This is a genomic window from Armatimonadota bacterium (genome assembly GCA_036504095.1).
Lineage (GTDB): Bacteria > Armatimonadota > DTGP01 > JAKQQT01 > JAKQQT01 > DASXUL01.
Map to the genome: position 1 here is coordinate 39,167 of DASXVS010000063.1, position 13,278 is coordinate 52,444.

General features: G+C 61.9%; 13 protein-coding genes. 6 read left to right on the plus strand and 7 right to left on the minus strand.

What is annotated here, in order from left to right; all coding sequences use genetic code 11:
* Window positions 1-3: 3 nt before the first annotated feature.
* The 6 genes from VGM51_14460 to VGM51_14485 all read right to left on the minus strand — a co-directional run bounded on the left by VGM51_14460 (window position 4) and on the right by VGM51_14485 (window position 6,245).
* Window positions 4-729: a polysaccharide deacetylase family protein gene (locus VGM51_14460; GenBank protein HEY3414239.1), complete on the minus strand. Its 726-nt coding sequence runs from the start codon at window positions 727-729 to the stop codon at window positions 4-6.
* A gap of 26 nt (window positions 730-755) precedes the next feature.
* Window positions 756-1,826 carry a glycosyltransferase family 4 protein gene (locus VGM51_14465; GenBank protein ID HEY3414240.1) on the minus strand — a complete coding sequence of 357 codons (1,071 nt, stop codon included), beginning with the start codon at window positions 1,824-1,826 and terminating at the stop codon, window positions 756-758.
* Window positions 1,827-1,886: 60 nt separating this feature from the next.
* Window positions 1,887-3,050 (minus strand): homoserine O-acetyltransferase, encoded by a 1,164-nt coding sequence (locus VGM51_14470; GenBank protein HEY3414241.1) that lies wholly within the window; start codon window positions 3,048-3,050, stop codon window positions 1,887-1,889.
* 79 nt (window positions 3,051-3,129) lie between these two features.
* The gene (locus tag VGM51_14475) at window positions 3,130-4,425 is read right to left on the minus strand and encodes a homocysteine synthase (GenBank protein ID HEY3414242.1); all 1,296 of its coding nucleotides are present in this window, start codon (window positions 4,423-4,425) and stop codon (window positions 3,130-3,132) included.
* 105 nt (window positions 4,426-4,530) lie between these two features.
* On the minus strand, window positions 4,531-5,925 hold the full coding sequence (locus VGM51_14480; protein ID HEY3414243.1) for a dockerin type I repeat-containing protein: 1,395 nt from the start codon (window positions 5,923-5,925) through the stop codon (window positions 4,531-4,533).
* Window positions 5,926-5,984: 59 nt separating this feature from the next.
* A complete protein-coding gene (locus VGM51_14485) occupies window positions 5,985-6,245 on the minus strand; it encodes a hypothetical protein (GenBank protein HEY3414244.1) in 261 nt (86 codons plus the stop codon).
* A gap of 206 nt (window positions 6,246-6,451) precedes the next feature.
* Here VGM51_14485 and VGM51_14490 point away from each other — a divergent pair, with 206 nt between their 5' ends.
* From VGM51_14490 to VGM51_14500, 3 genes are all read left to right on the plus strand, one after another.
* Window positions 6,452-7,834, plus strand: coding sequence for an aspartate ammonia-lyase (locus VGM51_14490; protein ID HEY3414245.1), 1,383 nt, complete (start codon window positions 6,452-6,454; stop codon window positions 7,832-7,834).
* Window positions 7,835-7,899: 65 nt separating this feature from the next.
* On the plus strand, window positions 7,900-8,043 hold the full coding sequence (locus VGM51_14495; GenBank protein ID HEY3414246.1) for a BrnT family toxin: 144 nt from the start codon (window positions 7,900-7,902) through the stop codon (window positions 8,041-8,043).
* A gap of 131 nt (window positions 8,044-8,174) precedes the next feature.
* Window positions 8,175-8,435, plus strand: coding sequence for a BrnA antitoxin family protein (locus VGM51_14500; GenBank protein HEY3414247.1), 261 nt, complete (start codon window positions 8,175-8,177; stop codon window positions 8,433-8,435).
* Window positions 8,436-8,513: 78 nt separating this feature from the next.
* Here VGM51_14500 and VGM51_14505 read toward each other — a convergent pair whose 3' ends face one another.
* Window positions 8,514-9,434 carry a hypothetical protein gene (locus tag VGM51_14505; protein ID HEY3414248.1) on the minus strand — a complete coding sequence of 307 codons (921 nt, stop codon included), beginning with the start codon at window positions 9,432-9,434 and terminating at the stop codon, window positions 8,514-8,516.
* A gap of 144 nt (window positions 9,435-9,578) precedes the next feature.
* Between VGM51_14505 and VGM51_14510 the strand changes: the two genes are divergently transcribed.
* From VGM51_14510 to VGM51_14520, 3 genes are all read left to right on the plus strand, one after another.
* On the plus strand, window positions 9,579-10,127 hold the full coding sequence (locus VGM51_14510) for a hypothetical protein (GenBank protein HEY3414249.1): 549 nt from the start codon (window positions 9,579-9,581) through the stop codon (window positions 10,125-10,127).
* A gap of 132 nt (window positions 10,128-10,259) precedes the next feature.
* On the plus strand, window positions 10,260-11,258 hold the full coding sequence (locus tag VGM51_14515) for a hypothetical protein (GenBank protein ID HEY3414250.1): 999 nt from the start codon (window positions 10,260-10,262) through the stop codon (window positions 11,256-11,258).
* A gap of 43 nt (window positions 11,259-11,301) precedes the next feature.
* Window positions 11,302-13,275: a DUF6259 domain-containing protein gene (locus VGM51_14520; protein ID HEY3414251.1), complete on the plus strand. Its 1,974-nt coding sequence runs from the start codon at window positions 11,302-11,304 to the stop codon at window positions 13,273-13,275.
* Window positions 13,276-13,278 lie beyond the last annotated feature (3 nt).

A 13,278-nucleotide genomic window follows, 5' to 3' on the forward strand; every position in this document is an offset into this window, starting at 1 on the left:
CGTTCAGATCGAAAGCGGTTTGCCGGGCTTCTGGAGGTGGAGTTTCCACCACAGCCCCACCAGACTGGTGCCATAACTAACGGCGTGGCGGGGAATCAGAAGCGGATCGGTCCCTCTGCCGGCGCGATTTCGCTCGCACGTGAGCGCAAGGCGATAGCCCGCCGCGCGGACCGCTTCCACGGCAGCACGGTCGAGATCGCCGTAAGGGTAGCAAAAATCGACTACTGGACGGTTGAGGGCTTCTTCCAGCGCCTCGCGGCTCCCGACAATTTCGCGCTGCAGATCGATCGGATCGAGGCCGGACAACCGCCGGTGGGAGGCCGTGTGACATCCGACCCGGGCGCCCTCCGAGTCCACTCTGCGCAGCGCATCCGCCGACATCAGACGCGCGCTGCGGAGGCCTTCGGACGGCAGCCAGGCCGCTTCAGAATCCATCAGCCCGGAAACCATGTAGACGCTCGAAGGAAAGCCGCGGCGCCGAATCGCCGGGTGGGCTATGGCGGCGAAATCCGCGTAGCCGTCATCGAACGAGAGGTGAACCGCGCGCGAAGGGATCTCCTTGGCGCCAGTCACGCAGGCATAGACTTCATCGAGTGACAGCACGTTGTACCGGCCAGCCTTGAGGAACGCCATCTGGCGGCGGAACGCGCCGGCATCGCAGTAGACTGCGCGATGCGCGTCCACCCGGCCGAACGTTCCCACCTGGTGATACATGAGGATGGTAATCATGGGCGACGCGTGTGACGGGCAAGGCCTCAGCCCTTCAAGAGTTCGCGATACTGGGTTTCGATATCGTCGACCATCCGTTTCACGGTGAAACGTTCGCGAACCATCTTGTCGGCGGCCTCGACATAGCGGCAGACCTCGGGACCATCCAGAGCACTGGCAAGGCCGGCGCCAAGGGATTCGGGGCTGTCTGGTTCCACCAGAATTCCGGTTTCGCCGTGCGTCACCATTTCCGGCGTTCCGCCAACCCGCGAGGCAACGACGGGCGTGCGCGCGGCCATCGCCTCCAAAAGGGTCAGCGAAAACGACTCCCTCCGGGAGGGCGCGGCGAGGACATCGTATGCGCCGAGCACTTCGTACGCGTTCGGCACGGTGCCGAGGAATTTCACCGAGCCGTCAAGGTTATGCCGCTCCACGAACGAGCGGAGCTTGAGTTCCGTGTCGTCGTCTCCACTGCCGGCGAGGACGAACGTTACATTCGGACGCTCCAACTTCCATTTGGCGGCAACCTGGAGAAGGATATCGATCCCCTTATCCGGGATCAGGCGCGCAAGCATACCGACGACCTTGCCGCCCGGCACGACGCCCCACTCCGCGCGAAGCGCGGCGACCCTTCCCTCCGGCGTGCCGCACGCGGGGATTTCAATGCCGTTGTGCACGGTGCGAAGCAAGCCATCCGGCACACCGTGGCGGAGAAGGTTCTGGCGCGCGGCATCGGACACGCAGATGACGCGGTCCGCGCCCGCGTAGTATTTGTAGGTGTGCGTAGCGTGACACGAAGCGATAACCGGAATACCGAGGCGGTGGCCGGCCTTGACGGCGTAGAACGTGCCGCGCGTCATATGAGAGTGAATGATGTCTGCGTGCGTCATCCGGGCGAGTCGGCCCAGCCGTCCTACGGAAGTAACGTCGAGGAGTCCGTCCATCGCCAGGTGAAACGGCTTCACGCGCGTTCCCTGTACGGCGTCCCACATCCAGCCGCGGTTGGGGCAGGCGAGGTAAACCTGGTGTCCACGGTCCATCAGGGCTTCGCCAAGCGAAACTACATGGCGCTCAACGCCCCCGATGGTATGGCTGTGCATGACCTGGATGATTGTCATAGGCTGGTAGATCGCGCAATGGACCCGGACAGGGCCGTCGGATGCGCGGCTGCTCTCACATTATGGGCGCGGGACATCACCGCGAAGGAAATCTTTGATGAGTGCGCCGACCCGGTCGATCTCGAGGAGACATGCGTCGTGACCGTCTTCGCTGTCGATCTCCTCGTATCTCGCGTCGACGCCGGCGTATTTTGCGGCGGCGACCGCGCCTCGGAGTTCGGCCGGAGGAAACAACAGGTCGGAGGCGACGCCGACGACCATCAGGCGTGCCCTGATCGCCTGGAATGCCTCCTCACGGCTGCCGAATGGGCGGGCGATGTCCATCGTTTCGAGTGAACGCAACGCTGTGAGGTAGCAGTTGGCGTCGAACCGCGCCACGAGTTTGGCGCCTTCGTTATCCAGGTATTCCTCGACGGCGAACTTGCTCGGCAGGTTTTCCCCATCGTGCCCATCTGCGTTTGAATTGCCAAACCACCCGCCGAGGTAAGGCGAGGAGTAATAGGTGATCGTTGAAATCTTACGCGCAAGGCTGAGGCCCGCGAGCGGCAGGCGCCCCGTGCCATAGTAATCGCCGCCCTGGTAGTCCGGATCTGTCAGGAATGCCTGCCGTGCCACGTAGTTCCAGGCGATCAGCATCGCGGACGCCACCGGAGCGGACGCCACCGGGATGCAGTGCCGGACCATATCCGGGTAGGCCACCGCGAACTCCCAACTCTGCGACCCGCCCATGCTAGGCCCTGAAACCGCCTCCAACTGGCGGACTCCAAGGTGACGCAAGAGATGCCAGTGCGCCGTTACGATGTCGCGGATCGTGACGTCGGGAAATGCGCTGCCGTAAGGCCGCCCGGTCTTGGGGTTAATACTCGCGGCGCACGTGGAGCCGCCCCAGCCGCCGAGCACGCCGGCGCAGACGACGAAGTGTTTATCCGTGTCAAACGCGCGCCCGGGGCCAATGAGCGGGTCCCACCACCCGACGTAATCCCGGCCCTCCATACGTCCCGCCGCGTGCATGTCGCCCGTCAGGCTGTGGCACACCAAAACGCCATTGTCGGCGTTTTCGTTGAGTGTACCGTATGTCTGGTAGGCCACGGTGATCGGCCCGAGGCGATCGCCGCAGACGAGGGGCATTTCGTCCGGTGATTCCGCGAAGGTGAAAGTTTCCGTCTTCGCGCTAAGTCCGCTCTCGGCGAACGGGCGCGGTTTTCCAAAGAGTGATTCTGCCATGTTCTGGTGTCAGGTATCAGGTGTCGGGTGTCGGGTGTCAGGTGTCGGGTTCCGTCTGGAACCCGACACCTGTAACCTGTCACCTGGTTGAGGCCTTCAGGGCCTGGTCGAGATCGGCGAGAATATCCTGCGGGTCCTCGATGCCGATACTGAGGCGGATGAGATCCGGCAGCACGCCGGCCGATATCTGTTCCTCCTCGGTCAATTGCTGATGCGTCGTACTGGCCGGATGGATCACCAGGCTCTTCGCGTCGCCAACATTGGCGAGAAGACTGAACAGCTTCACGCTGTTGATGAACTTGCGTCCGGCTTTAAGGCCGCCCTTGATGCCGAAACTCATCATCGCGCCCTGCCCCACCGGCATGTACTTCTGCCCCAACGCATACGTTTGGTGGCTCTCCAGGCCGGGATAGTTCACCCAACTGACCAGATCGTGGGCTTCCAGGAATCTCGCCGCGGCCAGCGCGTTGTCGCTATGGCGACGCATCCGGAGGTGAAGTGTTTCTAGCCCTATCAGGAACATGAAGGCATTGAACGGAGACAGGCAGGAACCGATATCGCGGAGCCACTGAACACGCGCCTTCGTGATGTACGCCATCGGGCCAAGGGCCTCGAAGTACTTCAGGCCGTGGTAACTCGGGTCGGGTTCCGTGAACTCGGGGAAGTTGCCGTTGCCCCAGTCGAACTTGCCGCCGTCAATGATCACGCCGCCGATGCTGGTGCCGTGCCCCCCGATGAATTTGGTGGCGCTGTGGAGCACGATGTCCGCACCGTGCTCGAGCGGACGGCAGAGAAACGGGCTGCCGAAGGTGTTGTCCACGATCAGCGGCAGGCCGGCATCATGAGCGACCTCGGAGACGGCGGCAAAATCCAGGACGTTGAGCGAGGGATTGCCCATCGTCTCAGCGTAGAGCGCCTTGGTCCTGGGAGTGATCGCGGCCTTGAAATCTTCGGGCTTGGTGGGATCTACCAGTTTGACAGTGACGCCCATCTTGGGGAACGTGGCCGTGAACAGAGTGTACGTGCCGCCGTAGAGATTGGACGACGCGACGATCTCGTCGCCCGCACGCGCAATGTTCAAGAGGGCGATTGTCTCAGCCGCCTGCCCGCTGGCAACCGCCAGGGCGCCCGAACCGCCCTCCAGGGCGGCCATGCGATCTTCAAACATGGCCGTGGTCGGATTGCCCAAACGCGTATAAATGTTGCCGGCCTTGGAAAGCGAGAACACGTCCGCCGCGTGCTGGGCATCGTCGAAAAGGTAGGAAGTTGTCTGATAGATGGGGACGGCCCTCGACTTCGTCGTCTCGTCCACCACCTGCCCCGCATGCACCGCCTTGGTATCGAATCCCCACGCGCTCGTTTCGCTGTCCGCCATCTTCGCTCTCCCCCGGTTGAAGTCGTTATATCGTATTATGGCTTTTCAGGAGCCCGCACGCGCAAACGGGCTTCCCATCGAAGCCGAGGAGACAGGGGCAGGGTGCTAAGGCGCCGCGGTTACCGTGTAGGTTCCGTCGGGCAGGTACAGCGTGTAGGCGCCGGTGAAGGAAGAAGTGGCCGTCGCAGTATACGAAAACGCCCCACCGGCGGGAATCGTTGCCAGGTTTGAACTCGCCGTGATCGCGACGTTTGCGGCCGCGCTCCCGTTCACCTGGGTGACCTTGCCTTGGATGGTGCGAAACGCCGGAAGGGGTGGCACCGCAATGTTCTTGATCGCGTTGTGCGCCAGCATGGTGTATGGGAGCATGAAATAGACCAACGTGTTCGCGTTGGGGCTGGTGATGCCGATTGAGAAGATATGCTGGCCCGGCTGAATGCCCACAAGGTAGTCATTAGCGGAACCCAAGAGCGTATACGACGCCGTGGTATCCGCCGTGCCGGTGGGCTGCAACCTTGAATAGAAGTCGATCGGCGGGTTGGCCGTCGGAGACGTAACGGCGCCCCCCAGTTCGTACAGTTGGGGAAAATTGAGCGTGGTGGACGTTGCGCCTGTCACGGTCAGCGGATTGTAATACATCACGTAGTAGAACGGGCTTGCGCCGCTGCTGACTCCGAATTCCGTGGCAACCTCCACGTAGTACTTGCCGGCGGGTACGTTGATGCTTGCGGGAGGCAGGGTCACATCGCGCGAGACATCGTTGAGCCGGTATGTCGATGCCGTCCCGCCCGTGTCGGTCAGATAGACCTTTGAGGTGGCGAACTGGGGAGCGCTGACCCCGGTAAAATTCAAGGTGAGAACGGGGGGCGTCGGCAGTGCCGCCCTCTTCAGAGTCAGGTTTGAAACAGGTCCGAAAACGGTCAGCGGGGTACCAACCGCCATCGCCGTATCCGTTTTCTCGACCTCGCCGCTGCCGTTGGTTGTCTCCTTGTGTGTGACGGCTACCGGCTGGTATACCCCTGCGGGAAGGGGCACAGAGAACGCGCCGGTTGTCGTGTCCAGCGAGGCAGGACCGAACACCGTCCCCGTTGTCGTGTTCGCGAACGCGATGGCGCCTGTGAACACTGTATTCGACAGGTCCGTGAGCTTTCCCGCCACCGGGTAGGCGCCGGGCAGCAGGATGTTTTGCGTGGCGTTACCGGAGACTGTGAGGGTCAGTGTCGTTGAGACCGCGGCGGTGGCGATCGGCGGGTCGAGGCCCAGCGACATTCGAGCGATCTTCACCGCGTCGGCAATGCGAACGGCGCCGTCAAGACCGTCGGGCGCCACGTCCGCGGCGGCCTGTTGGGCCGTCGTCGGTTTCACGAGCCCACCGACGATTTTGAGCGCCAGTCTGGTATCGGCCGACGAGATGACTCCATCTCCCGTGATATCCCCCGTGCCGGCAATGCCGGCCGAGGCGCCGCAGAGCAGAGCCAACACCGTGAGTACGCGTGTCATGAAATACCCTCCGGGATTCATGCTAGCACGCGAACGTCAGAAGCGGCCCTTGTGCGTCCTCACACCCTCATGGTGTGCCGGTGCGGGACACTCACCCACGGCAGGAGGCACACGTAAACGTGCTCCCACTCAATCGCGGGCGCGTCCAGAGGAACCGGGTAGCCATCGGCGTCCATCACCTCGGCCTTACTGAACTCGATCGCTTTGAGGAAAGCCCGATCGTAGATCCGGATGGCGTCGCGGACAGTGGACCGCTCACGCACATCTACTCTAAAGTCGTTAACAAACACCGTCAGAACCCGCTTGCGAGTCACAATCATGTCAACAGCGCTCCTTTGTTTGAACTGTTGTTATTGTCCCCGGCGGTACTGAAACCGGCATTAACGCGAGGTGAAATGGAGGATAAGGCGTATCTCTACGCGGCGATCGGCACGACTTGGGAACGCTGCTTTGCTAGAATGAACGCAGATAACAGGGATTCACCCGCTACGCTTCGCGCGTGCTGGAAGGCAAAGGATTACCACTCATGGAAATGCGAACGGAAAAAGACTCACTGGGCGAGAAGCAGGTACCGGCGGACGCCTACTACGGCATCCAGACCCAGCGGGCGGTGGAAAACTTCCCCATCACCGGTTTGAAGCCCTTCCCGCAGCTGGTCGAAGCCACTGTGCTCATCAAGAAGGCCGCCGCCGAAGCGAATCGCGACCTCGGGCGCCTGAAACCTGAAGTGGCGGAGAAGATCATCGCCGCCGCCGATGAAATCCTCGGCGGGGCCCTGCGCGACCAGTTCGTTGTCGATCCGATCCAGGCAGGCGCCGGCACCAGCCACAATATGAACACGAACGAGGTCCTCGCCAACCGCGCCAGCGAGATGCTGGGCGAACCGCGCGGCGCTTACACGACGGTCCATCCGAACGACCACGTTAACATGGCGCAGAGTACGAACGATGTATTTCCGACGGCAATGCGCATCGCGTCACTCCTCGCGTTGAAAGACCTTTACCCTGCCCTCAACGCGATGATCGCGGCGCTCGACGCCAAAGCAGTGGAGTTCGACGGCATCGTGAAGTCCGGGCGCACCCACCTCCAGGACGCCGTGCCCATCCGACTGGGCCAGGAGTTCGCGGCATATGCAAACGCCGTGGCCAAGGCGAAGGACGGGATCGAGGAGGCGGCGGTTCGAGTGAAGGTCCTGGGCATCGGCGGGACGGCCGTCGGCACCGGTCTGAACGCCGGGCCACTGTACCCGTTTAAAGTCGTGGAATATCTCAACGGATACACCGACCTCGAACTCAGCAGCAACGCGGACCTGATCCACGCCATGCAGGATCAGACCCCCGTGCTGGACCTGTCCGCGGCCATGCGCACACTCGCCGTCACCTGCATCCGTATCGCCAACGATTTCCGGCTTCTTTCCTCCGGCCCGATGACCGGACTCGATGAAATCCGCATGCCTCCGGTGCAGCCGGGCTCCTCCATCATGCCGGGCAAGATCAACCCGAGCATGGCGGAAATGTTGAATCAGGCGTGCTTCCAGGTGATCGGCAACGATACCGCCGTGATGATGGGCGCCCAGGCCGGTCAGATCGATCTGAACGTGATGATGCCCGGCATGGCCTTCGCCATCCTGTTCAGCATCCGCATCATGACCAATGCGCTGGACGTGTTCACCCGCTTTTGCATCGAGGGCGTGACGGCGAACGCCGAACGCTGCCTCATGTACGCGCACAAATCCGCCACGGTCGCCACCGCCCTGAATCCGTACATCGGATACGCCAAGGCCGCGGAACTGGTAAAGGAAGCGCTCAAGACCGGCAAGACAATCATCGAGCTTGCCGAGGAGAAGGGCTACATGACCCGCGAGGAACTTGAGAAGGTTCTGGACCTCCGGAAGCTGACGGAGGCGTAGCGGCGATTGAGCGCGGAAGCCGATAGCTTTGCGGTGGGCGGACCAGAACGCGGCCACCTGTACAAATGAGCGTTGAGTACGAATGGGATGAACGTAAGGCAAGCGCCAACCGCGTCAAACATGGTGTAGATTTTCCTGACGCCGTCGCAGTGTTCACTGATCCGCACGCGATAACGATCGAAGACGAGAGCTACGCGGAAGCCCAGTAGGCCACTATTGGTCAGGACTCGCTGGGTCGCATCCTCGTGGTGGTTTAAACTTGGCGCCTTGCAGAGATAATCCGCGTGATTTCCGCACCTCGAGCGACGCGCCGGGAGCGCATCCGGTATGCGGAAGAGTCATGAGGGAAAAGACGGAGTACAATTTCAGCGGGGGTCGCAGAGGGGCAGTAACTGAACTTGACGCCGGCAAGACCCGGCTCACAATTGTCATTGACGAGGACGTGCTGGATCGGCTCCGGCAACAGGTCCACGCCAACGGTGGCGGAGATTATTCGGCATTGATCAACGCCGCGCTCCGCGAGCATACAGCAAACCGAGGGGAACCGCTTGAGCAGTTGCTTCGGCGCGTGCTTCGGGACGAACTGGTCCCCGCCGCATAGGATCGAGCGTCCACACCCTTATCGATCTGGCGCGACGGAGAATACTTGACTAGTGAGCGACCAGCTTGGTCGGCGTCGTCATGCTTTGAGGTCGTCGATGCGGGCGAAATTCAAATACCTCTCCCTAAACTCCAGCGGCCACCGGTCCGCTGTGTGCCGTTCGATGGCGGACACAACATCCTCGATATTCCACGCAGTGAAGGTGCGTGAATCGCACAAGCACTCGCGATACGCCGTCACGGCTTTTCCACATGCCGTATTGCCTCGAGGAGCGACGACCGCGAAGAGTGCTTCCGTGAATCCGTCGGCAAGCGCCAGGCTGCCGGCGAGAAGATGGTCCCTCCACAACTGCTGGAGCGGCTGTTGGTGAAGGGCTACCAGTGACTCCTTCCGGAAGCAGCCCATCGCATCCGCCACCTCATCATACCGGGGCCGGTGCCTCGCTGCCTGGCCCGCCATGTTCTCGTGATACTTCACCTCTATCCCCACGCAGCCTCTTTGCCCCTTGCCGTTGAGGTATTCGAAGTACGCATCGAACGCTGAGTTGTCCGCGCTGTACCGGGCGTCCCCCCGTCCGGGAGAGTGCTCGAATTCGAAGCGAATGACCTCTTTGACGCGGCCATCGGACAAGTCTCGAAACACCGCCGTCGCTAGCGCCGGATCCGCCTGCAACGGGGCGAACAGGTTGATGCAGAGCGGTTGGCTGGACAGGAGGTCGTTGAAGATTCGCGGATACCCGAAGAGCTTGCCCTCGCGGCGGGCATTGTATAACTCACGGCTCACAGCCGCCTGTGCTGCGGGCGTCAGGTAGTTGACCAGCGTTTCCTCCGCGAACGGCATCGCCAACCGTGAGCCCAAGGGCTTACCTCTGTGCAAACCGATAGGGTAATCTCTCGCCTCACGCCAGATAGCCTGCAGGATACGGGCACGGCGTTGGAAGGGGCTGTCTGTCGACACAAAAGCATCGTGAATGCCGGCAATATCTGCGAGGCTCTGCATAGTGGATCTCCGTTTGGCGCTGGATCATAGCAAGTTGGCATGGCATCGTGGTTTGCTCACACAATAGCACGTAATACGTGATATCACATGACATGCCGCGAAGTGGCGTTGTCAGTCGATTCTGCAACGCCCCGGAGAACGACGATGAACCAGACGTGTTGGGACCCCGCTACCAATCCGGAGATCAGTAACCTCCGGCACGTACGTCGCCTCGCGGCCTGGAACCGCGTGATCGCGCTGACAGAGATCATTGGAGGCGCCTTAGGCCTGGTGTTGGTCGCGCTCAGCCGCATCGAGACTGTCGGCATATTTATTATGCTGATGACGCTGGTATTCGGGTCCGCGGTCTACGGCGGGTGCCTTCTCTGGATGGGATCGCGTCGTGGAATTGCCCTCTCCTTCGTGGTGCAGGGCTTGCAAGTCTTCCAGTTCGGCGCTCCTCTCCTGGCATACCACATCCTTATCGGGCCTTTTGCCAGGATTATCGCGTCTATGACAGGCGCCAATTTGCGACTCGGCGTAGCCGGAGGCTTCCGAAGCGACTTCTTTATCTGGATTGGCGATCGCGTAGCTGAGCAAACCCCACCCTTCTTCGGCCCGGCGGGCGCTACGTTGATTGGGATTAATCTCCTCGCGCTCGGTGCGAGCGCGATACTGTTGTGGCAACTCGCCGGGCCGCCAACGCGGGCCTGAGGCGGGATCTGCGCCGTAAACATGGCCGTTTCCTGTTTCCTTTGGCGGACGCATTGACAGTACCCTGTTGGTGGAGGGACGCCGCGCGGCCGTGCCGCGACTATACGCGCCGTCCCAAAGAGGAGCCACCGCATGCGAACCGTTGCGATCGGAGCCGCCGCGCTGTTGTGCAGCGCATTCTCCGCAGCTCACGCTGCGCCAAAGCCCATTACCGTTAAGGTCATGGCGCTGAATTTCGACCCTCGAATCCCTGCCGAGGGCAACAAACCCCTGCACATTGTCTGCGGGTGGAACGACCCGCGGAAGCTGGCCGACGGATACATCTCGGACATCAGGAAATCCAGCCACGGCCTCGTGAACTACAAAATCGTCACGTGGAAAGAGATAAACGACTTTCACACCAAGATCGACGGCTTCAAGTACACGCCTGAGTCCTATATGGCTTGCCGCAAGGCCAAGGGAGGCTGGCACGACCCGGACACCGCCGACTACCCGAAAACCTTCCAGGATTTCGGCATCCTGCCGTTAATCGACAGCGGAAAGATCGACGAGGTCTGGTTCTTCGGTGCACCCTACTTCGGCTACAATGAGTCCGCCATGGCCGGGCCCGGGTCGTTCTACATCAACGGTGAAGTCTACGACAAGGTGCCATCCAAGCGCGCCTTCGCGATCATGGGCTTCAACTATGAGCGTGGCGTGGCCGAAATGGTCCACGACCTCTGTCACCGCACGGAAAGCACGATGGCTCGAGTGTACGGCGGTTGGAAGGTGGATGAACTGACGAACAACTGGGCACGGTTTGCCGCGAACGACAAACAGAGCAACGGCGTCGCCGCCGTTGGCACATGCCACTGGCCGCCCAACGCTGAGCACGACTACGATTACGGCAACCCGCGCACCGTTCAAAGCGACGCTGACGATTGGCTGAACTACCCCAACCTCACCGGCGCGAAGAAGCCCGTCAACCGCGACACCTGGGGCGGCCCCGACTGGCAGCGCAACTACCTCAACTGGTGGTTCACCCGCGTGCCGCACGTAGCCGGAGTCAACGCCGACGGACGCCTCAACAACTGGTGGGAGTACATCTTCAACTTCAACAAATACGACGAAACGGGAAAGCCGAAGCGATAACCGACGGTGACCGCGACAGGGAAAGGGTTTCCGAAGTCACACTATGATATCGAACAGAACCATCCGGCTGGGCAAGGGTCTCCGGCATGTGGCGTTAGCTCTGGAAGAGGGCCGGCTCCGGCTCTCGGTGATCGGCACGTACATCGGGCCACCAGACACTGAGTGCCCGCTGTGGACCCTCTCCCTGCGCACCCCGGAAGGCGCCACACTCGACGTATCTGCGGACGCCGCCGGTCTGGGCGACGTTCAACGCGATACCGGGAGCGCCGCCTTCACGTGGATGCTATCCCTTGGCGGTAGCGAAGCTGCCGTCCGCGTTCAGGTGGACACAGACACCCCAGGCACGCCGAGCCTGTCGCTGTCCGCCACGCTGCCCGATGGGTGGAGCGTCGCCGAGGCCGTCTTCCCCTTGGTTCGGCTGTCCCGCACGGACGATATGCGCCTGGCGACGCCCACTGGCTGGGGAATCGAACGCGAGGTCACTCCCGGCATGGAGCTGGAACTGGTCTACCCGTCATGGCAGTCCACGATGCAGTTCCTGGCCCTCTGCGGCGCCGCTGGGGGAGTCTACATCGGTACGCACGATCCCGCGGCAAACCACAAGGCGTTCCGCGCCCGCGCCGACGGGGACTCCCTCACGCTGGAGGTTGCCCACTTCCCGGCTATCGGCGGGTCGGAATACACACTCGGCTACGCGATATCGCTGGGCGCCTTCGAGGGTGGATATGTTGACGCTGCCAATCTGTACCGCCCCTTCGCCCTGACGGCACCCTGGGCTCAAGCAGGCCCGGTTTCGAGACGTCCCCTGCCACAATGGCTTATAGACACCGAGCTCTGGCTAAAACCCGGCGAAACGCCGTGGACCGACGATGATGCGGAATGCATCGCGGCCACCAGGGCCAACGTGGAGTGGTGCCGAAAAGCAGCCGCCTTCTTCGACGTGCCGATCTCGCTGCACTGGTACCGATGGCACCAGATTCCCTACGACACACTGTACCCGGAATACTTCCCGGCCAAAGCCGGATTCGCGGACGGTGTGAAGGAGGCGCAGGCCGACGGCTTCCACGTGATGCCGTACATCAACGGCAGGCTGTGCGATCCCGAATCGAAGACGTGGAAATCCGGCGGGCAGGACTGGGCGGCACGGGACGAACAAGGCAATCCCTACACGGAAGTGTATGCCTCGGAGGTGCCTCTAAACGTGATGTGCCCCAGCACGGACGGCTGGCGCGGCACCGTCAGCGGACTCGTCAAACGTCTCGTGGATGAGATCGGCGTAGATGGCGTCTACGTGGACCAGATCGCGGCCGCCAAGGCGGAGCGTTGCTTCGCAATGGGGCATCCCCACGCGCCCGGCGGAGGCCATTTCTGGGTGGATGCATACCGCCGCCTGATCGCGGAGGCGCACGCCAACCTCCCTTCGAACGGCATCCTCACCACCGAGGAGAATATGGAATGCTGGATCGACCAGTTCGATGCCCTCCTCGTTGTGAACACGCCGACCAACGAGGGCAGGCTCATCCCCCTGTTCCCCGTCATCTACGCGGGGCACGCGGTGACCTTCGGATTTCAGTACATTCCCAAGACGGAGGCCGTCGAATCCGTCAGCTTCCGCGCGAAGATGGCCCGGGCGTTCCTTTGGGGCGCACAACTGGGCTGGGTGGACGCTGAGAAGGTGATGGCGCCGGACGCCGCCTTGAGTGCAGAGTTCCTGCGCGCGCTGTGCCACGCGCGGCGGGACGCGCACGATTTCCTGTTGTACGGCCAGTTCCTCGCGCCGGTGGAGGTATATGGTGACAACCCGCCCGTGAACGTGGAGGCGCCCGGCTCGTTCGGCGGAACCTACAACCTGGAAATACAGGCCGTCATGGCCACTCTGTGGCGCGCGGAGGACGGCCGGACCGCCGTGGCGATCTGCAACCTCGATGATGCCGTGCACACGGTGCAAGTCTCCGCTTTGGAGGGCGCCGGGCCGATCACACTGGAAGCCCGCGAAGCCCGAGTCATCGCAGTATAGCTT